We start from the raw sequence: 20,091 nt of genomic DNA on the forward strand, positions 1-20,091 counted from the left end.
TACTAATAACTTGTGATAATATTGTAATCATTCATAATCCATTCGAGGAGGAAATAAAATATGAATCTTTCTTTACAGGGTAAAACCTATGTTGTTATGGGCGTTGCTAATAAACGGAGTATCGCTTGGGGGATTGCACGTTCTTTACATGAAGCTGGAGCAAGATTAATCTTTACATACGGACGTGACCGTACGGAGAAAAGCGTTCGCGAGCTAGCAGGAACCCTAGATGGTCAAGACTCTATAATTCTTCAATGTGATGTGACTAGTGACGAACAAATACATGCATGCTTTAGTAAAATTAAAAATGAAATTGGTGCTATCCATGGGGTTGCTCACTGCGTTGCTTTTGCAAATAAAGAAGAGTTAAGCGGTGAATATTTAAATGTAACACGCGAAGGTTTTTTACTTGCACAAAATATTAGTTCGTATTCACTCTCTGCCATTGCTAAAGAAGTGAAAAATTTGGAATTAATGCCTGAAGGAGGCAGCTTTATTACATTATCCTATTTAGGCGGAGAACGAGTAATGACAAACTACAATGTCATGGGTGTTGCAAAAGCTTCATTAGAAGCAAGTGTGAAATATTTAGCGAGTGATCTTGGAAAATATGGAATTCGTGTCAACTCTATTTCAGCGGGTCCAATTCGTACATTGTCGGCAAAAGGTGTAAGTGACTTTAACACCATTTTAAGAGAAGTCGAAGAAAAAGCACCACTTCGCCGAGTGACAACTCAGGAGGAAGTAGGAGATACCGCACTATTCCTATTCAGTGATTTATCTCGAGGAATTACTGGTGAAAATATTCATGTGGATTCTGGCTACCATGTAATTGGGTACTGATTTTTAAACAAATAACATAAAGAAAAGTCTCATTTCATAGGAAATAAGACTTTTCTTTATGATTTCTCCAAATCTCGGGTAATTCTAAATTTTCCAAAGTTTATTCTGCATCATTATCTTTCATACTACTTGAAAAGGAGCTTGATGATATATCAATAACCATTTTTTTCGTAAATGAATGATAGATAGAGAAAATAGTCTCTAACACTTTTCTTCCCTCAAATCCATCAATAAGTAATTCTTCATTTGCGTCTTGTATTGAGTGAATAAAGTTTTCATACATATAAATATACTCCTTATTATCTTTCAAAAGTTCTTCTAAATGTTCAAAATTTGTTTCTTCCTCTATCATATACCATCGAATGAGCTTGTTTAATGATGAGCCTTCTAGAGAGATACATCCTTTATTACCAAATATTGATAGTTGGTAGCCTGAATTTTTTGGTTGTGTGATGATATTGGCTTCGATTAATCCTTTTGCCCCGTTTGTGAAGGTAATAATGCCAAGAGAGATATCTTCTGTTTCTTCTGTCTTGGAAAAGGAAATATTATCTCCATATACATTTTTTATATCACCTAAAAACCATTGCATTAAATCGATAAGGTGCATCCCTTGATTAACAAGGATTCCACCGTCTTTTTCCCAATCCCCAGGCCAATTAGCTGCGGCATAATATTCTGAAGAACGGTTTATCCGAATAGATGCGATACCTAAAAAGGGTTTTCCGATTATCCCTTCATCAATAATCTGTTTGATTCTCTTTATAATTGGTTTAAAACGCATTGGATGACAAATACAAACTTCACGGTTATTATCTTTTGCAAGCTGAATAATTTCGTCTGCATCTTTAAGTGATAAAGACATTGGTTTTTCAAGAATCACATGCTTTTCTGCCATTAACACAGCTTTCGCCATTTCAGCATGAAGCCTTGGAACTGTACAAACTATAACTACATCGACTTCATCATTTTTGAGCATTTCGGTGTAATTTTCATAAAGGTTTATTAAATGATGTTCATTAGACAATTTTTTATAATGATGGATTGCTTCAGACATTCTTTCGTTAATAAGATCACTAACTGCAACAAGCTTGGCATCGTCAAAAGTTGCCAAAGCCTCTATATGACATTTTGAAATGTACCCGCAACCTATTAAACCAAAATTAACACCCACGTTATTTCTCCACCAAATAATATCCATTCGGGAATTTATTATCTATTTTTAAGTCTATTAAATGAAACATTATTTACCTCCTTGAAGTAGTCGCTGTTTTGTCGTCAACATAGATTATGTAATGAAGAAATCATCGTAACGGCTAGATTACTAGAATGTTAAATATTCAATGAATATTAGAAAGAGAATGAATTGTAAAAGAAAAGTAGCATTGTAATTAAACTGTAAAATTGTTAGAAAAACCTGATAGGGTAAGGCTTAAGGACAAACTATGAAGAGATTGGGGGAATTTTCCTCAAAGGCGTTTTACTTTTCTATGTTAAAATCGGTTTGCGTGATCATCAAAACATCTTTGGAGGTAACCAATGAAAAAACATCTAGCAATAACTACACTTGCAGTTACACTAGGTTTAAGTACTATAGGGGTGACTTCTCTAAATGAAGTAAAAGTCGAAGCAGCTGCTGTAAATCCTCAAAATAATCAATTAGCTGTGGAAGCAAAAGCCAATCAATTGATTCAAACTGGTAAGAGTTTAATAGGGAAGGCTACGTACAGTAACTCGGAATACAAACCAACAGCCCCATACAAATTTTCATGTGCGTCTTTTATTATGTATATCTTTGAAAAAAATGGAGTAGACCTTGCTACGTATAATGAAGATTATATGGTTAAACAAGGCACTTATGTTCCTAGAAATCAACTGCAAAAAGGTGATCTAGTTTTCTTTAAAAGTAAGAAAACAGGCACTGATCCAGATCATGTAGGAATGTATATTGGCGATAATAAAATTATTCATATGGCAGACCCAAAACAAAATATTGTAATTTCAGATTTAGATAGTAAGCCTTATTATAAAGACAGTTACTTCTCAGCAAGAAGGGTATTACCAAGCTTACTCCCATCAAATCCTGCAACTAAAAGCGATAACATTGTTAAACTTTCATATGATTTAATGAATAAAGTGAAAATGGGTAATACAAATGATGAAAAAGCCATGAAATTTACAGGCACAGGTTTTGTTAATTATATCTATAAAAAAAATGGAGTTAATTTAGGAACAACTAATATAAAAGAACAAATGAAACTCGGAAAAACAGTAGCAAGAGGGAGCTTAAAGAAAGGTGATTTGATCTTCTTTAACAGTGTGAAGGGATCAAGCACACCAACTTCAGTAGCGATCTATGCAGGGGATTACAGACTTATTATCCCGAATTCGAACGGAATTATTACAAGAGTTCTTTTTGTTGATTATTATGATCAGCATTATATCACTGCAAAACGTGTTTTTTAAGCAAAAAATAAAACCTTACCGAAGCATTCGATGTCTAAGCATCGAATGCTTCTATATTTTAATTAGGTAAGATTCCTCTATGTGAAAAAATATGAAAATATTCAATTATCCTTTTTCAAACTGCTAGCAAATTCGATCATGGATCTGCTTGACATTGGGCCTTTAATAAGTAAAATCGCTTTACTGTCTAGTAAAGGTTCTAAAATTTCTTTGAGTCCGTAAACATCTTTAAAAATATGAACATTGGCTTCTGTTCCATCTTGCATTGCTTGTTTGGCTATTTCCTCAGCCTTGTTTCCAATTGTAACTAGGGTATGAATATTTCTTTTAGCAACCATACTGCCAATTTCACGATGGTACTTCTTTTCAAAATTACCTAATCTATTGATATCACCTAATACGAGAATAACATTTTTCCCTTTTCCAATTGAATCAAGTACTTTTAAAGCTGCTTCCACAGAAGTGGGATTATTTGTCCATGTATCATCTATAATGGTACTTCCACCTATTCCAGAAAAAAACTCTAAGTGTCTACTCATATTCTGATAAGTTGCTAGACGAGTAATCGCTTCGTTTATATTCATTCCCATTACATTTACAGCCGCTAGTGCAGCAAGTGCGTTATATACTTGGTGTTCTCCGTATCCGGGGATAAAAGATTCATACGTATTATTTGAATGATGAAGAAGGAAAGACATTCCGTTTTTAGATACTTTGATATTGGAGGCTCTGAAATCAGACCTCATATTAGTCCCAAAATAGATAATCTTTCCTTTGAATGATTGTATAGGAACCTTCTTAGTATTTTCATCATCCGCATTTAAAATTAAGGTACCGCCCTTTTTGATACCTTCTACAATTTCTGATTTAGCTTTAATATATCCTTCAAGATTTTTACATCCATCTAAATGATGAACACCAATATTTGTAATGATCCCGATTGTAGGTTGATAAATCATACATTGATGCGTAATATTACCTGAGTTCCCCAATCCATGTTCGAAAACAGCTGCATCAGTTTTTTCGTCAATTCCCATTAAATATGGAAATGACCTTCGTGGTTCATTTTTGCTGCTTTCAGAAGCATGGACATTCCGATCTTTACTTAAAATATGTTTGATCATCTCTTTTGTTGTAGTTTTTCCGCATGTACCAGTTATTGTAACAACAGGTATCTGAAAAAGGTTGCGATAATACTCGATAAATTTCCAGTATGCTTGCACAAGGCTTCTAACTTTTATTACAGTTGTATTTGGCAAGGCTTTGTTCAATTCTGAATGAGGTTTATCAGATATGACGAGAGATGGCCCCTTTTTATTAATTTCATTCCAGTTTATAGAATCACTTCTACTGACAAACATAAGTGTATGCTTCTTAGTAAGATCGTGTCGATGATAGTAGATGGCTTCCCTTACCTTCCAAAGTTCTGAGCCGCAAATTAATTCACCTTGAAGCAATTTTCGAATATCTCTTACTAGTAAAGGTTGCAATAAAGTTCCTCCTTTCTATTATACAGTATGAGAAGCATACCCTTGATGTATGGGGACTTAGTATGAATATGCTATTACCTATAAAAAATACACTAAAGGCTCATCTGTAGATTTTTAACATTATATTCCTTGGTATAACTTTCCACGTATTGTATTAACCCTCACTCTGCAATTTTCGAATCTCCACTATACGTTTCCACATGGACTTATTTTCCATTTTGCCAAATCCATTAATTCCTGGAGTTGTATTTACTTCAAATAGTATAGGTCCACTTTGATTTAATCCGAAATCAATCCCATATTCCCTGCAAGGAAACTGGGAAGCGATTACTTGAGCGGCGTTGATAGAAATTTCCTCCAATTTCTCTATAACTCTTTTTTTATCTGTATGTCTCATTTTCAAATGTAACGAAAATAATTCATCAATCGAAATGACCTGGTCAGCTCGGCCAGAATTGATAATACCAGTACTAATTGTTTCTTTCGTACCAATTTTTCCATTCATGCCACCAATCTCCCATTTTCCTTTAAGATTTTGAACATGAACCCTGATGCAAAAAGGCAGTCCCTCATTAGTAAAACTCTTGATGCCCTCCTGAATAATATAGGTACCACTCAATCTTCCGAATTTCTCAAAAGGGTGTAGAAATTGGTGGAAATCTTCAATCATTTTTACACACTTATTTATTGGTTTACCTTGTAGTGTGAAACCTTTAAAACAATAGGAAGCGTCTTCCTTTTGAGAAAGTTTATAAATTCCTCTTCCTTGTCCAGAAGTATCGTGTTTAACATAAACATAATCATAACGATTTATGAAATCTAATAGGTTACCTAGGGTATAAATATTTGTTTCTGGAATACTATTAGCTGTTAGAGGATTTTGCTTCAACAGTACATTTTGTTTCCATTTACCTAGTGATTCACTCAAGAAAAACACCTCATTAGAAATATGATTGCTATAATATATGTCTTTTTTTATATCTTCGTGTGGGTAGGGGAGAGTAGCAAATATCACGAAAACATTTAAATTAATGCTGGATTTCTTTGTTATTTCAATATTCATTTAAAAATATCGAAAGTATTTTATAGTCTAAAAATAATAGTTATTTCCCCTAAATAGAAAGATTTTTATACAGAGGGGCATATCGATTATTCTGATTATTTTGTTTAAACATATTATGAATAAAATTAAAAAAGCTAAGTGAAGGATTGATCACTTGAACAATGTTTTTAAGTTAATACCATTAAATATTAATGATCAATGTCTAATGCTTTATCCTAACCAAAGTAAATTAATAGACAAAACCATGCAGACTACTACTATTCATTTTGGTTTTCAAGAAATGGAGGTTAATTGTAAACAATTAAATACTTTAAAAGAAAATGAAATAGGGCTATCAAATACTACAATTGAAAAACTGCAACTTCCTTTAGGAGTTGACTATGAATTATCCATTCAAAAAGATGGAATAATTATAGGGCCGTTTATTGGTTTGTTAATAGCAAATACCGATGCTGATCTCAAACGGAAATTAAAAAATCTTTATAGTATTGTAAAACAATATCCATTGGTGAGGGGGACTATTGTAGTATTTTCTTGGGAAGGGTTAGATCAAAAACACTATAAGATAAATGGTTATATTTACAATCCAACTTTACAAAAATGAGAAAAAGGTACATTACCTTTTCCTACTGTAATAATAAAACAAATAGTGTTGTCCACGAAAAGATCCAATTATTTGAAAAATCTTTATGGTTCACGTATTTTTAATTCAGCTTATATAAATAAATGGAAAATGTTTCAGTTGCTAAGTCCAAATCAAGATTTGCTTCCCCATCTGCCCCAAACCTTCCTATATCAACAGCCTAAAGACATATTATATTATCTTAAAAGTTTTCGTACTATTTATGTCAAGTCACTTTCAGGTCTAAAGGGAATGAGTGTTGAAAAGTTTATTGCTGATGATGATAAATATTGTGTTAAATATCGTAGTAACAATGAAAATAAGACAATTAACTTTTACTCAGAAAACGAACTACTTGAATATGTTAAAGCTAAGTTCAAAAGTGAGAAATATATAATACAACAAGAAATAGATTTAGAAATAGAAAAAAATCATCTCATTGATTTTCGAATTGTCCTAATAAAAGATCAGAATGGACAATGGAAGGATGTAGGCATGGTTGGGAGAAAGGGAGTTGAAGGGAGTGTTGTTAGCAACCGTTCAAGTGGAGGACAGGGAACGAGGAGAAACATTACTTTCAAAATCTTTTCATCTATCAGAAGCAGAGGTGATAAGTTTCCGCAAAAAAATGTCTGAAATTGATATTAAAGCGGCAAGAGAGTTTGATAAATATGAATCTATATATAAATATGGAGTTGATATCGGGATTGACCGAAATCATCATATTTGGTTAATTGAAATAAACAACCATTGCCCGAATGATAATATTTTTTCATATATTGGGGATCATGATACAGTTTCTAAACTTAAAGATTCAAGTATGTTGTATGCAAAATATCTTGCAGGTTTCCCGGAAAAACAGGGGAGGGGAATCAAATAAAACTATAATAAAGTGAAAAACCACAAATCATCATCAACGGTATGTGGTTTTAGCATATCTTTTGTTGGTATTTATTCTATAACAAAACTATTTGGGGTAGTTTGATATTCATTCTTTGTTCTCACGATATTTCGATATATATTTTTATCTTTAAGTTTATTAAACATAGCGAGGTCTGGAGTATAATTTCCTTCAATAATCCATATATCTCCTTGATGTGTAATCCCAATGTCAAAACCGATAATTGCTATCTCGGGATTATTTACTTCTAGTTGGCTCGCTGCAGTTAAACAAATCCCATCTATTTTATCTTCAAGGGAACCTCTATTTAAATGTGAAATATTTGATTCTTTTATGGCATCTCCAAATAATAATAGCTTTTGGGCAGCATTGGTAATAAAGAAACCATTACCTGCAACTTTAACAATTTTTCCAGTTACAAACCAGACAGAACCTACTTTTTGAGTAATAACTCTTATATCCATTGGACAATCGTTGATTGCTGCTAATGATAGCTTTTGTTGAACAATATAGTACTCCTTGGAAAGAAAATGTTCTTCAATAAAACGATAGGTTTCTTCTAAGGTTGATTTCGTGAACTTCCTTCCTCCTGAATGAATTTCATAAGTATTGAAATGGTTGGAGGAAATTTGGACAATTCCTTTACCATTTTGACCAGTACAAGGTTTAATAATTACCTGTCTATATTTTTTTAGAAATTCACAAAAAGTGACTTTAGTTAGTAAATCAGTTTTGGGGATGTAAGGAACAAGTGAATTATTTGTGGTTAGTGTATGATATTGGCTCCACTTGCTTATTGGAAAATGTAAGATTGAATCTTCAATCCATAATCCTCCTTTTAGATCATACACGATTTCAATCACAATAGTGTTACATTCAGGAAAATATTCTCCCAGTTTTTTTGCCGCTAGAATTGATAAGCTCTCGATTTTTCTTAATAAATATTTATATAAATATTTTCCTAATGTAGAGAGAGATTTCTTCTTTTTGAAAATACAATACCAATCATTAGAGGCTGATATCCGGTGCACAGTAACAGTATAATGGAAGTTGCTTTGATAAAATTCCACATTAATTTTTGTAGGCTGAATAACATAATATTTCTGTATTAATTCATTTACTATAAGATGTTGATAAATATCCTCAATACTAGTAACTGTAGTTAAATTAGTATTTGATTTTATTATAAATTCACCATTTTCAGAGAAAACAAAAATCTCCCCTGGTCCAAAAACAGGTTTAATAATAATTGCTTTGTTCTTTTCCAAAAATTCGTATAAAGATTCCTTCGAAAATAATTTTGTTTCTAACATATAGATACATAAGTTTTCTTCTGTCATTAAAATTTTGTATTGGCCAATTCGTCCTCTACTGGCTTTCAAAGTTTCCAACTCCCTTTTAGTGTTAATACTTTAATCATGAGATTGAAAGAATCCGATATTTGAAATATAAGTAAAGCTCCCAGCATTGAATGCTGGGAGTTCCTTAAATAATTCAGTTACTGACAACCCCGTGTAACGATGGTACCTTGAGAAACTGGTAGAGGATCATTTTGATCAAAGAAACCATGAATGACAAACTTTTGAACAATGCTGGATGATTGCTCCATGCCTTCACAAAATACAGCTTCGAAAGGAAACTGTTGTCCCTTAACAATTCCAGTTCCTTTCACAGTGACAATACAAATCTGCCCTTCCTGTCTACATATTACTGAAGTGATGGAATTTGCCTTAAAGAAAAAACTATTACTAGGAGCTTGTATATCTTCATATGTCAATGAAAGTGTCGAAGTTTCAAGAGTGGTAGAGCAAATATCAGCAAGGTAAGACAACCTGCTTCTAATAACTTTTTTAATGATTCTACATTTACATTTAACTATCTTTTGGATATGATTAATCTCCGAATGCGCATCAACATAGACTCCACAGGGACAATAAATCCCCATATATGTTTCCCCCTTTAATTTATAATGGAGTGAAAAATTGAAAAAAGAATTGATTTATAATAAGTTAACCTTTATTTAGAATAGAATGATTCGCTATATTTGAATAAAAAAATAGCTACCCTTTAGTCACTTTTGGTTTTGGAGGGGAGCTATTCCTTCTTCCGTATTTTAACAGCTAAATCAATGATCGGCTTACTGTACATATCTCCTTTAATTAACACAATAGTATCTTCGTCTAAAATTTTTTTTAATATATCATATACTAGAATACTATTTTTAAAGGAATAGATCTTTGAATCCAAGCCGTTCTTTACAGCTTGATCTGCCATAATACGCGCATGCTCACCAATTGTAATGAGAACATCCACACCATTCTGACATATGATTTCTCCAGCTTGTTCGTGTATAATATATCCCCAAGACCCTAAATCAGTTATGGTACCTAGTATAGCTACTCTTTTTTTGGATTTCCCAACTTCATTTAATACTTTTAAAGCTGCTTCTAATGAAGTGGTAGTCATGCTCCATGTATCGTCAAGAATGGTGGACCCATTCATCCCTTTATATACTTGTAAATGTTTATTTAAGTTTTGAAATGTTTTTAATCTGCTTGCAGCTTCAGTTAAATCTATACCTATTTCATTAACAGCAGCAATAGCAGCTAACGCATTATAAACTTGATGCTCTCCATAACCGGGAACAAACATAGAATAATTTTTTTCTTTAAACTGGACATTAAACCGCATTCCATCTTTACAGTATTGAATGTTATTAGCTTTAAAATGACAAGATGGATCGGTGCCAACTTTTATTATCCTACCTTTAAAATTTTTCAAATCTAATTTTTTACTATTTTTATCCTCCGAATTTATAATGAGTACGCCTGAATGATTGAGTACTTCGGCCATTTCCCCTTTTGCCTTAATATAGGCTTCAAGAGTTTTGCAATAATTCAAGTGATGTGCTCCTATATTTGTAATAATCCCTATGGTAGGCTTGAAATAATTTCCTGCTCTTAATACGTCTCCAGGTGCACCGACTGCCGTTTCAAAAACAGCCGCATCAGTTTCATCATCAATACTAAGAAGGTATTGTAAATGAGCAGTTCGTGAATTATTACTGCTGTTTGTAGCTGCAACTGTTTTTTCTCCAGAGAGAATGTGCTTAATCATTTCTTTTGTTGTAGTCTTACCAGATGTCCCTGTAATGGCGATAACAGGAATATGAAACAAACTACGGTAATAATTCACGAATTTCCAATATGCTTCTTCTACATCATTGACTTTTATTATTGTTAAGTTCTCCAACCTTTCATTCTGACTGATTTTTCGGTTGGTTACAATTACCATTGGAAATAATTCCTTTAGACTTTCCCAATCAAGTATTACAGTCTTAGAAAAAAAAATGGTATTTTGATTCTTCACCTGTTTAAGACGGTATGCACCATTATAGACGATAACATTGTCAGACCCATGAATTAATTCACCATCAACAATGGATCTTATCTGACTAACCGATAGGGGCTTCATTGTAGTATTCCACTCCTTTCATTGCTGATATAATATGTTTTCTAATTTCATTTGCTTGTACGATTAAACTATATAAAAATAGAAAATATTCCTTTTAAACATTCAAAACCTTCTAATTCCTTTTTACTTATTCATACTTCCTATGATAGGTATCTATACAAAAAACGGTTTATTCCATAAACATATATTGAGTTATTTTAATTGATGTTTATATAGGGAGTGGGCTTTTTGAAAACGATTATCTTTATAGGTATAAATAAATCTGGTTCAAGTAGGGAAGCAGTTAAAGCAGCAGAACGACTCGGTTACTTTACGGTTGTTTTCACAAATAATGAAAAACAAGTAAAGCAAAGAGAAGAGTATACTGATGTTCACGAAATGATTTTAGTTGATACGAATAACCTTTCCGATATGAAGAAGGAAATTAAGAAATTACAGTTAAGGGGGAAAGAGATAAAGTCGATTGTCAGTTTTATTGATTCAAATGTTTATATTGCTTCCATACTTTGTGATGAATTTTGTCAAAATAATACTTCGTCAAAAGCTATTGAAATAATGGAAGATAAAGAAAAGACTAGGATAGCTCTTAAAAAGCAGCCTTATTCGCCGAAATTTATTATTATTAGACCAGATGAGGTGTTTTCATTTGAATCAATACACAAAAAGCTCAACTTTCCAGTTGTAGTTAAATCACCAAAGTCGACTGGCTCCAAAGATGTTCTTTTTACAGAGAATATAGATGATTTTAAGAAACAGACATTAAAATTGCAGGAAAAGAACCCAGATGAAGCAATTATTATTGAAGAATATATTGAAGGTGAACAATATATAGTCGAGGCACTGGTGTACAAAAATAAAATACAAATAGCTGGGATTATTCAACAAGAAATTTCTCAAGGAAAAAGATTTATTATCACAGGTTACGGAGTTCTTATGGAGGTTTCAAAAAATATTAAAACAGGAATAGAAGAGGTACTTCAGTCTGTTATCACAACTTTTGGGATAAAGAATGGTGCCTTTCACCTTGAATTAAGACATACTAAAAATGGTTGGAAGCTCATTGAAATTAATCCGCGAATCTCTGGTGGTGCTATGAATAATATGATACAAGCAGCCTATGGGTATAGTTTAGTAGAAGAAACTCTTAAATTACACTTAGGAGAAAGTCCTTCTTTAGTACCAAAAAGAACCAATAATGTCTTTACCCAGTATCTCATTGTGTCGCAAAAAGGAATATTAGAAAAAGTTACTGGGAAGGGAAGGGCAAAAAGATCTCCAGGGGTTGTTGAAGTTTATGTAAAGCCTAAAAAAGGAACAAAGTTAATTCCGCCATTATCAATGGGTCATCGATATGCTTATGTGATTGCTACTGGATCAAGTATGGAAGAAGCTAAAAAAAATGCCAAAAATGCTGCAAATGAGATTAAGTTCCATTTAATAGAGGAATAGGAAAGAACAAAAGATTGTATGAAGAGATAAAGTTTAATCCAAAACAACACTAAAGACACCGGTAATAAAATCGGTGTCCTTTTCTCATTCCTACGAGTCTTGATTAACTGTTAATATTTCGCACTCTAAATACTCGTTTTCAGTAATTTGATAACATTTAATATCTGTCTTATTTTTAGCGAATGAAACAATTACCATAAGTACTTTTGGGTCCAAATGATATTTTATATCCTGATAAGATGGGATTGCAAGAGCAGTTGGATGTGAGTGAAAAATGGCAATCAAATGATCATTTAATTTATTAATGTTTGAAATTACTATATCCACCTTCTCTTTGCTAACATAAAATCTGGATGAGGAATTTAATTCATTTTTAAATTTCCATATCCTTTTTACAATGAGATTTTCTCCGGATATTTCTCCTGATAATATTCCACAAGCCTCACATGGTAATTCTTGATGGGTAAATTCTACAATTTCGCGTAATTGTTCTTTTGTGATATTAAACTTCATTTTTCATTTTCTACTTTTAAAGAAGGAAAAGGCAGTGGTCACCTTTTTTTCTTTTTTCATTAATTCTGTAGTATCTTCAATGGGAAGCTTCTTATCTACCTCTTCATCTTTATCGTTATTAACAATTGCTGTTGATTTTGATATTTCCTCACTTGTATTATTCTGAATGGGCCTAACAATTTGGGGATTTCGAACAGTTTGCCTAAATGAAGAGTTCAACTTAAACATACTTTGATTATTCATACTTGAAGTGGAATTGATTTTAGAGGCATTTTGTAAATCCCTAAAAGTAAAAGATGATTTGTTTTCTCCTAAGTGTGGGTTAGTTTTCACGTTTGAATTATTTACGATATCGATTGGGTCGCTTTTTATTAAATTGCTTATATCTGTTAATTTTTGTTTTAATTCACTTAATTCATTAAAATATTCCTGTTCATTATTGATCTCATTTTTCCCTATGTTAGCATCTATTTTATTTATAAGATCATCTCTTAATCCCATCATTTCATTTTCCATATTCAATAGTGAAGTTTGTATCGTTTTCATTTGATTTTTTATTTGTTTTACTTCATTTCTATATAATTGCATTGTTAAATGATTTTGCTCACCCATTTTTACTATTTCATCCACTTTTTCTTCCAATAACTTCTCTAAACTTTGAAATAGGTTAAGATACTCTTCATTTTTTTTTTGGCTTCTGCTCATATCCAGTTGATATTTCTTTACTCGCATTTCTAATATTTTTATACGATTTTCCTGATTTTTGTCCGTCATGCTCTCAGTTCCGCCCCTTTTTGAAATAGTGGTATGTTATTATATGAAAATCCTAAAAATTATGTGAATTAGTAAGATTGCCCACTAGATGAATTTATAGTGATCTTTAGGTGGGTAATTCTATCAATTTTACTATTAATATGCTATTGTCCTATTTCTTTATTGGATATATTGCATAGATTAAAAGTGTAAAAAATAATTGAAAGGAGAAAAAATATGCAATCAAAACCGTTACAAGGAGCTCAGGAGCTCTTATGTATAAACACTGAAAAGGTGTACGACTGGATACTGGAGGAATCTACTGCAAGCCAGACAGTTCCAGAAGCTTCCCTCGGTTTGCCTGCAGGTTTTGACCTTACTTTGTTCGGCAATCCTGCTGCACAAATCGTAATCAAAGCTGTATTAACAGATTCTACTGGTACTCCACTGCCGTTAAACTCAGAGGTGACTGTAACTGAATCTCTCCCTAGAGTTGATCGTCAATTTGAAGTGGATGGCGCTTTAGTTACACTTCAACGTGTTACATTCACTAAAACAGTATTTGTGGTTTTGGAAATTAGCGGTGTAATTCCTGCTACTGGAGTCCCATTCTTAATTACAACACCACCTATTACATTTACACTTACTGAGACGGCCTTCTTATGTGCACCTGAAGGAACATCACTAGTAGTAAGAATCTCAGATTTTGAAGCACAAACAATCATTAACCTTAGCGCAGCAGGTGCTTTAGTTAGCATCGGCGTAACAATCGATGTTTGCCAAAGCATTCAAACAGTTACACCAGTGACATTAGAATTGACAGCTGAATTCTGTATGCCACGTGCACCTCTATTTGAAAGCTGTACAACACCATTAATTCCACCACAATGTCCTGTTGTTTTCCCAGGAGCATAATTGTGGAGTTCAATGAATAAGTATTAAATGAGAGGGGAAGCATATGCTTCCCTTTCTTTATAAATTTATTAGAAAGTAGGGGATCTTGATAAATACTTTCATTGAAGAAATTAGAAAAACACTTTCTCAAATCAAAAAAACACAAAAAGAAAAAATTCAAATATTAGATAGTGTTCTTTCGAATTATAATTTTTCAAGCAATAGTTGTATTGCATATTTTACAGAATCGATCTCTTTATCTTCCGAGCCCTCAGACGAGAATGTTGTAATCGGTAATTTTCAAGTAATAAATATAGGACATACTAGTATTCATCAGCCTATCCTTCTCATAAAAATAAAAAGTGATTCGAATTTTAATTTCTCCGGTAAATATGCTCCAATTGAAGGGCAAGACACACAAGGCATCTATGAGTGGGAAAGAATTAAAACAAAAGGTGATATGGAAAAAGAATATTGGTTAAGGCCTTTGAAAGTTAATAAAATTGCTCCAGGAGAAAAGCTTGTATATTCAAGCTTTCAATTAAAATTTCCTGCATGTGATAATTTGGTTTTATCAATGGATGGATTTGTATATTATGAAGAAAATCACGAAGGTGTTCGGTCACTAAACTCAATTAATTTTACAATTTAAAAGGGGGTTTTTAAATATGTCTAATAATTGGGAAGAAGCAATCATTCAAAAAATTGATGAATTACTTTACGAAATAGTTTTGGGGGAAGAAAAAAGGATACATAACCCGAGGGTTCAATTAATGCTCCTTTACTTAAAAATGCGAATAACGTATCAAAAAGAGGAAGAATACAATTATAATGAAGAAGAATTGAAAATCTTATTACATGAAATAAAAGAATTTCAAGAAGAACATAAAAATGGATTTCAAAAAATACTCAGAGAAACCCCATGAAATTATAGATTTTAGACTATTTTTATATCACCTTACTGCTTTCATCTATACCACAAAAAATCGACATAATATTATATAGTAAATAAGCAAGGGAGGTGAGCTTTTGTGTCAAATTTGAATAATATTTATGTAACGAACGGAATTACGGTAATAAAGAAAAAAAGAAAGCTCGCGAGTAAAAAAGCGATAACACTTCATCCTGGAGGATGTATGTGCGGAAAATTGAAGAAAGTAGGAAAAAGTTAGAATTGAAGACTTTATTCATATAAAAAACAAATCCCCGAATAAATTTGATTATTCGGGGGTTGTTTTCGTTTAGGAAATTATAAAATATTCGCACTGTGGATAACTTTATGAAGAGCGAAGTTTACGTCTAGCGCAAGCAGCCGTCGGCTAGCAGATTCTCCGTCTCCTCCCTACGATAAGTCAACATCGGGTGAAATTTGAAGTGCCAATTTCACTAGCTCGTGAACTACCTCACCGTGTTTTCTTTATCTCAGTCGAAGACTACGAAATCCGTACGCCGATGAGCAAGGGCTTGCGCTTTTGTTTTTAACTAAATGTTTGATCCAAAAACTTCACGATATCAAACATATTCGTTTTGCTGGCTCCTTTAACTAAGACAGTGTCCCCTTTTTTAATAATTTTTAATAATAACGTGTGCAGTTCATCCTTATCAGTGAAATGGTATACATTTTTAGCGGAAAAACCCTTTCTAATAGCATGAGTTCCAATTTCTTCTGTTCTAAAACCATAGGTGATTAAAAAATCAATTTCTTTATCACAAACATACTCTCCGACTTTACGATATTCTTCTTCTCTTAAATTCCCTAATTCTCTCATTTGTCCGATAATTGCTATTTTACGTTGTTTTCCAATATTGGAGAGGACATCAATGGCAGCTTTTACTCCTTGAGGGTGGGAGTGAACGGTATCATCTATAACTGTAATGTTATCTTGACAATGATAGATTGTTAATCTTCTTGGTGGTTTTCTAAATAGCAGTCCTGCTTTAATTTCCATCGGAGTGAAACCTAAGTAGTCGGCAACAGCGATTGCATTTAGAGCATTATATACATGATGTTCTCCAAAAATAGGAATAAACAGTTTCGTTTCTTGTCCCTGAAGTTTCATTTTGAAATTCATTCCATTGTCTGCATATTTTACATCATAGGCTCTATAATCAGCTTCAGTATTTATTCCGATTGTGAGGATTTTCCCTTTGAATCTTTTAGTCTCTAAATATTTTGAGTTTAGATCATCTTTGTTAATAAATAGAATTCCTTCTTGATCCATTCCATGAATTAATTCAGATTTTGCATGCGCGACCTTTTTAATATCATCGTCAAAGTTACCAACATGTGCTAAACCTACATTTGTAACAATACTAATATTTGGCTTTATAATGCTGCAATGTTCTGTAATTATACCTGGATATGCCATACCATATTCTAATACTACTGCTTCATGAGTTGAATTGATTTCTGCGGCATGTTTTTTAGTATGCTCTGTTGTATTCCAATAATCCTTAGACTCAAATATATTCCATTTTTTCGCTAGGATTGATGCTAGGAATGCTTTCGTCGTAGTTTTGCCAGCACTACCCGTTACAGCGATAATTGGAATTTCTCCTTTTTCTTCAATACTTTTTTTCTTTACTTTTGTTATCTTTTCTTTTAATTTTTTTTGGTTGTTTGCAAGAAACATAGCATATTTAATGGAATTGATAACAACATCTAGCTCTAAATAAAACGCTGGAGGACAACCTGGTCGCCAATTTACTTCATATATCCATATTTTTCGATTATCATCTAATCCAATATCTATTCCGATTTCATCGATAACTTCCTCATAATGTGATATTTGAATTTCGTCTAAATGATTTGCTAAAGACAGGCCAAAATGCTCCAGTGTGCGTCTAATGTTATAAGCCTCTCCTTTGAATTCTTGTTGCAGAAATGGATCTAAATAATTGGTGAATCCGCCATTGTTAATATTAGGGATTATTGATCCTTTTGGAGCAATCCGTGGATATATAGTGGTGATAACCCATTTTCCTTCTCCATTTTTTTGAACATGAATTCTAAAATCATATACTTGACCTGATTTTGTAATTGAGTGAATATAGGGTTGAATAATAAAAGTTCCTTTTGAAAGCATCGAATGAATAAAGTCATTTAATTGTTGTTTTGAATAGGCAATAATATCAGAATCCTTCTTGACCTCGAAATAGTCATCTTTTTTAGAAATAAAAAAGATTCCTTTACCTTTTCTTCCGTCAATGGGTTTAAATACGATTTTTTCAAATCCATCTATAAACTTAAAAAAATTTTCAGTATTTTTAACTATTTCTGTGGGGATTAAATAGTTTGAAAATTCTTTAGCTTCTTTTAATCTTTCACTAACATTCCACTTGTTACCAATCGAATGAGTAGTAAAAGGGATCTTTTCTTTTAACCTCTGAATGATTTCCTTTGACTTAGCTAGTTTTTCAGGACTACCAGCATTGTAGATAACATCTGGGAAGGGCATAATTCGCTCCACCCATTTTCCGTTTTCATATACTTGTCCTCTAATTGAGTTATTGGTGAAATTTACTGTACCGGGAGAAAAATAGAAAAACTTGGCACCTTCAGCTTTAGCAACTGCAGCATAGGCATAAGACTTGATAACTGTTTGGGGGTCTTTACGATGATGTAACATTCCTATCAATGTCATTGAATAATCTCCTTTTTCTTTTCTGTAATCTATATATATTACATTCAATAGATCATGTTTTTGATACAGACATTTGTTCAATTTTGGCCATAAATAAATACCCCAGTAATAACCTGAGGTATCATATTACCATTTCGGTTCAATAATAATTTTCCTTTTAAGTAAATCCAAATTCAAAGTTTGAATGGCTCTTATACACGATAAATCTACTTCTGTACAAGTATTTGTTTTTATTAATTTCATTACATCGTTATGAATTTGAGTAACATCCCCATGTATATCCAATGGGCAAAGGATTGATAGTGATGCATAGAATTTATCGTTATCAATGGATTCAATTCGAAAATAATTTGAAGTGAACCTGTTTTCCTTATCTGTTTGATTATCTCTATAAACCCCCATTTGTGAAAATAATCCATCGTTTGTATATAAAAAGATAGGGATGGTATCTACACCAACTAAATGAGAAAGCAATTTTCCAAAGTATTTAGTTTTAGAATTCGTCAGCAGATCTTGTATCATTTTTAATTCTAATAATGCCTCGCAAATATCCTGTTTATTCCCTATTATACTGATCAAGTCATTTGTCATCTCCTCAGTCTGCCCCTTTTTTATATGATATTGAACTTTCTAAGGGATTGTGCGAATTGGTGAGGAATATAGACTTGGCTAATTCATCTATTTATCGATGATTCATGTATTGACAAGTTTTTTTAAAGTGGTTCCAAATAGAATTTTATTTTCTTCGAGGCTTCTAAGGCAATTTGTTTTGCATGTTCAGATGATTCAGCGGAGGCGATGATACAGGCATATCTATAGCCCATGGAGAAAGGGGGAGTTAAAATACTTCCAACTTTCGGTTTGATATAAACGTATTTAACTCCTTTGTGCTCCAAAGCTTGTTCTGTTCCCACTATTTTAAGTAATTTACCAGGAGAGTATATTGTTAAATATTTGGCATACACATGTTGTTGTTGAGTTACTTTTAGTGAAGGCTGTTCTCCTAGATGCATTTTTAATATTTCTTTGACGAGATTAATACCTGTTCCTTCCTCAATGATTCGATTCATTGTTCCCCCTGACATTCTCGGATTTATTTCAATTAGTTTCCAGTCTCCTTGCACATAACGCATCTCTAAGTGACACGAACCACATGAAAGTCCTAATTGATCAATAATGCTTTTAATGGACACATGAAGGTTCATATGATCTTCATCATTTAAGTTTGCGGGAAATTGATATCCGGTAACGATAAACCTTCCATTGTTAATGACTTCTTGCTTAATTACTCCGACAACAGTCATTTCATTGTTGTGAACAAGAACCTCAATCAGAAACTGAGGTCCTAATAGATATTCTTCTGCCAATATAGGTTGTCTTGGATACTTTTTTTGTAAATATCTTATACGGTATTCCAACTTCGCTGTATCATCAACTAAAAATACATCTTTTGACCCATTGGATGAGGGGGATTTTAATATCAATGGTAAAAAAGAAATGTACTTCTGAACAAACTGATCAATTGGAGTATCAAAATCAATAATAGTAAAAAAAGGGGAGGTGGAAAGTTCTTTTAACTTCTCTCTAAATCTTATTTTATTTTCCATAATAAATAGTGAGTTTTCGGATATTTCTACTAATCCGAGTCTTTTAGCTAGCCTAGCAGTATAAGAAATATACGGGTCTATAAAACTAATACAAGCACATATTTGTAGACCATTGTCTTTTAGTTTTGTTATTTCATCTGTAACGCTTTTTTCATCAAGTAAATTATTGATAAAAACTAGATGATCTACATCTTGAAGGTTATGATTTTTAAGCTTGAACTTTTCTCTGTTTGTTAATAAAACAATAAAATATCCCATTTCTTTTGCAATGGTTAAAGCTTCTCTGCTTGTTCCAAATTCATAACAACCAATAAAAATGATTGATTTCAATCTGTTTAACCTTCTTCCTTACACATTTATATAAATAATTTA

Annotated in this window: 19 protein-coding genes and 1 pseudogene; 9 read left to right on the forward strand and 11 right to left on the reverse strand. The window is 32.5% G+C overall.

Going from position 1 to position 20,091, the window contains the following annotated elements; all coding sequences use genetic code 11:
- Nucleotides 1-60: 60 nt before the first annotated feature.
- Nucleotides 61-843 (forward strand): enoyl-ACP reductase FabI, encoded by a 783-nt coding sequence (gene fabI, locus ACQKP0_RS11800; RefSeq protein ID WP_427406044.1) that lies wholly within the window; start codon nt 61-63, stop codon nt 841-843.
- 100 nt (nt 844-943) lie between these two features.
- Here the strand turns inward: fabI and ACQKP0_RS11805 are convergent, their stop codons facing one another.
- Nucleotides 944-2,017 carry a Gfo/Idh/MocA family protein gene (locus ACQKP0_RS11805; protein WP_427406045.1) on the reverse strand — a complete coding sequence of 358 codons (1,074 nt, stop codon included), beginning with the start codon at nt 2,015-2,017 and terminating at the stop codon, nt 944-946.
- Between the two features lie 365 nt (nt 2,018-2,382).
- Here ACQKP0_RS11805 and ACQKP0_RS11810 point away from each other — a divergent pair, with 365 nt between their 5' ends.
- Nucleotides 2,383-3,309, forward strand: a complete 927-nt coding sequence (locus ACQKP0_RS11810; protein WP_427406046.1) for a C40 family peptidase — start codon at nt 2,383-2,385, stop codon at nt 3,307-3,309.
- Between the two features lie 101 nt (nt 3,310-3,410).
- Here the strand turns inward: ACQKP0_RS11810 and ACQKP0_RS11815 are convergent, their stop codons facing one another.
- A complete protein-coding gene (locus ACQKP0_RS11815) occupies nt 3,411-4,799 on the reverse strand; it encodes a Mur ligase family protein (protein WP_427406047.1) in 1,389 nt (462 codons plus the stop codon).
- Nucleotides 4,800-4,953: 154 nt separating this feature from the next.
- Nucleotides 4,954-5,727: a YheC/YheD family protein gene (locus tag ACQKP0_RS11820; protein WP_427406048.1), complete on the reverse strand. Its 774-nt coding sequence runs from the start codon at nt 5,725-5,727 to the stop codon at nt 4,954-4,956.
- A gap of 289 nt (nt 5,728-6,016) precedes the next feature.
- Here ACQKP0_RS11820 and ACQKP0_RS11825 point away from each other — a divergent pair, with 289 nt between their 5' ends.
- Together ACQKP0_RS11825 and ACQKP0_RS11830 are read left to right on the forward strand one after the other, a co-directional pair.
- Nucleotides 6,017-6,466 (forward strand): hypothetical protein, encoded by a 450-nt coding sequence (locus tag ACQKP0_RS11825; protein WP_427406049.1) that lies wholly within the window; start codon nt 6,017-6,019, stop codon nt 6,464-6,466.
- A gap of 129 nt (nt 6,467-6,595) precedes the next feature.
- Nucleotides 6,596-7,364: pseudogene (locus tag ACQKP0_RS11830) on the forward strand (YheC/YheD family protein).
- 71 nt (nt 7,365-7,435) lie between these two features.
- Here ACQKP0_RS11830 and ACQKP0_RS11835 read toward each other — a convergent pair.
- The 3 genes from ACQKP0_RS11835 to ACQKP0_RS11845 all read right to left on the reverse strand — a co-directional run bounded on the left by ACQKP0_RS11835 (nt 7,436) and on the right by ACQKP0_RS11845 (nt 10,859).
- The gene (locus ACQKP0_RS11835; RefSeq protein ID WP_427406050.1) at nt 7,436-8,767 is read right to left on the reverse strand and encodes a YheC/YheD family protein; all 1,332 of its coding nucleotides are present in this window, start codon (nt 8,765-8,767) and stop codon (nt 7,436-7,438) included.
- Nucleotides 8,768-8,883: 116 nt separating this feature from the next.
- The gene (locus ACQKP0_RS11840) at nt 8,884-9,330 is read right to left on the reverse strand and encodes a hypothetical protein (RefSeq protein ID WP_427406051.1); all 447 of its coding nucleotides are present in this window, start codon (nt 9,328-9,330) and stop codon (nt 8,884-8,886) included.
- Between the two features lie 149 nt (nt 9,331-9,479).
- Nucleotides 9,480-10,859: a Mur ligase family protein gene (locus ACQKP0_RS11845; RefSeq protein WP_427406052.1), complete on the reverse strand. Its 1,380-nt coding sequence runs from the start codon at nt 10,857-10,859 to the stop codon at nt 9,480-9,482.
- Between the two features lie 228 nt (nt 10,860-11,087).
- Here ACQKP0_RS11845 and ACQKP0_RS11850 point away from each other — a divergent pair, with 228 nt between their 5' ends.
- On the forward strand, nt 11,088-12,308 hold the full coding sequence (locus tag ACQKP0_RS11850; RefSeq protein WP_427406053.1) for an ATP-grasp domain-containing protein: 1,221 nt from the start codon (nt 11,088-11,090) through the stop codon (nt 12,306-12,308).
- Nucleotides 12,309-12,398: 90 nt separating this feature from the next.
- On the opposite strand, the gene ACQKP0_RS11855 is transcribed toward ACQKP0_RS11850, so the two are convergent.
- Nucleotides 12,399-12,821, reverse strand: a complete 423-nt coding sequence (locus ACQKP0_RS11855; RefSeq protein ID WP_427406054.1) for a Mov34/MPN/PAD-1 family protein — start codon at nt 12,819-12,821, stop codon at nt 12,399-12,401.
- A 3-nt stretch (nt 12,822-12,824) separates the two neighbouring features.
- Nucleotides 12,825-13,595 (reverse strand): hypothetical protein, encoded by a 771-nt coding sequence (locus ACQKP0_RS11860; protein ID WP_427406055.1) that lies wholly within the window; start codon nt 13,593-13,595, stop codon nt 12,825-12,827.
- 216 nt (nt 13,596-13,811) lie between these two features.
- Here ACQKP0_RS11860 and ACQKP0_RS11865 point away from each other — a divergent pair, with 216 nt between their 5' ends.
- From ACQKP0_RS11865 to ACQKP0_RS11880, 4 genes are all read left to right on the forward strand, one after another.
- On the forward strand, nt 13,812-14,489 hold the full coding sequence (locus ACQKP0_RS11865; RefSeq protein ID WP_427406056.1) for a hypothetical protein: 678 nt from the start codon (nt 13,812-13,814) through the stop codon (nt 14,487-14,489).
- Between the two features lie 85 nt (nt 14,490-14,574).
- Nucleotides 14,575-15,120: a hypothetical protein gene (locus ACQKP0_RS11870; protein ID WP_427406057.1), complete on the forward strand. Its 546-nt coding sequence runs from the start codon at nt 14,575-14,577 to the stop codon at nt 15,118-15,120.
- Between the two features lie 16 nt (nt 15,121-15,136).
- Nucleotides 15,137-15,394, forward strand: coding sequence for a hypothetical protein (locus ACQKP0_RS11875; RefSeq protein ID WP_427406058.1), 258 nt, complete (start codon nt 15,137-15,139; stop codon nt 15,392-15,394).
- A gap of 105 nt (nt 15,395-15,499) precedes the next feature.
- Nucleotides 15,500-15,640, forward strand: a complete 141-nt coding sequence (locus ACQKP0_RS11880) for a hypothetical protein (protein WP_427406059.1) — start codon at nt 15,500-15,502, stop codon at nt 15,638-15,640.
- 306 nt (nt 15,641-15,946) lie between these two features.
- Here ACQKP0_RS11880 and ACQKP0_RS11885 read toward each other — a convergent pair whose 3' ends face one another.
- From ACQKP0_RS11885 to ACQKP0_RS11895, 3 genes are all read right to left on the reverse strand, one after another.
- Nucleotides 15,947-18,112 (reverse strand): YheC/YheD family protein, encoded by a 2,166-nt coding sequence (locus ACQKP0_RS11885; protein WP_427406060.1) that lies wholly within the window; start codon nt 18,110-18,112, stop codon nt 15,947-15,949.
- Nucleotides 18,113-18,238: 126 nt separating this feature from the next.
- A complete protein-coding gene (locus tag ACQKP0_RS11890) occupies nt 18,239-18,703 on the reverse strand; it encodes a CotY/CotZ family spore coat protein (RefSeq protein WP_427406061.1) in 465 nt (154 codons plus the stop codon).
- Nucleotides 18,704-18,825: 122 nt separating this feature from the next.
- Nucleotides 18,826-20,049 (reverse strand): ATP-grasp domain-containing protein, encoded by a 1,224-nt coding sequence (locus tag ACQKP0_RS11895; RefSeq protein ID WP_427406062.1) that lies wholly within the window; start codon nt 20,047-20,049, stop codon nt 18,826-18,828.
- Nucleotides 20,050-20,091 lie beyond the last annotated feature (42 nt).

Source organism: Heyndrickxia sp. NPDC080065, assembly GCF_050281185.1.
In the GTDB taxonomy this organism is placed as follows: Bacteria; Bacillota; Bacilli; order Bacillales; family Bacillaceae_C; genus Heyndrickxia.

What these genes read in the sequence shown, in the direction of transcription:
- fabI (WP_427406044.1), top strand. Translation starts at nt 61, where the DNA reads ATGAATCTTTCTTTACAGGGTAAAACCTATGTTGTTATGGGCGTTGCT.
- ACQKP0_RS11810 (WP_427406046.1), top strand. Translation starts at nt 2,383, where the DNA reads ATGAAAAAACATCTAGCAATAACTACACTTGCAGTTACACTAGGTTTA.
- ACQKP0_RS11840 (WP_427406051.1), bottom strand. Translation starts at nt 9,330, where the DNA reads ATGGGGATTTATTGTCCCTGTGGAGTCTATGTTGATGCGCATTCGGAG.
- ACQKP0_RS11845 (WP_427406052.1), bottom strand. Translation starts at nt 10,859, where the DNA reads ATGAAGCCCCTATCGGTTAGTCAGATAAGATCCATTGTTGATGGTGAA.
- ACQKP0_RS11855 (WP_427406054.1), bottom strand. Translation starts at nt 12,821, where the DNA reads ATGAAGTTTAATATCACAAAAGAACAATTACGCGAAATTGTAGAATTT.
- ACQKP0_RS11860 (WP_427406055.1), bottom strand. Translation starts at nt 13,595, where the DNA reads ATGACGGACAAAAATCAGGAAAATCGTATAAAAATATTAGAAATGCGA.
- ACQKP0_RS11865 (WP_427406056.1), top strand. Translation starts at nt 13,812, where the DNA reads ATGCAATCAAAACCGTTACAAGGAGCTCAGGAGCTCTTATGTATAAAC.
- ACQKP0_RS11875 (WP_427406058.1), top strand. Translation starts at nt 15,137, where the DNA reads ATGTCTAATAATTGGGAAGAAGCAATCATTCAAAAAATTGATGAATTA.
- ACQKP0_RS11885 (WP_427406060.1), bottom strand. Translation starts at nt 18,112, where the DNA reads ATGACATTGATAGGAATGTTACATCATCGTAAAGACCCCCAAACAGTT.
- ACQKP0_RS11890 (WP_427406061.1), bottom strand. Translation starts at nt 18,703, where the DNA reads ATGACAAATGACTTGATCAGTATAATAGGGAATAAACAGGATATTTGC.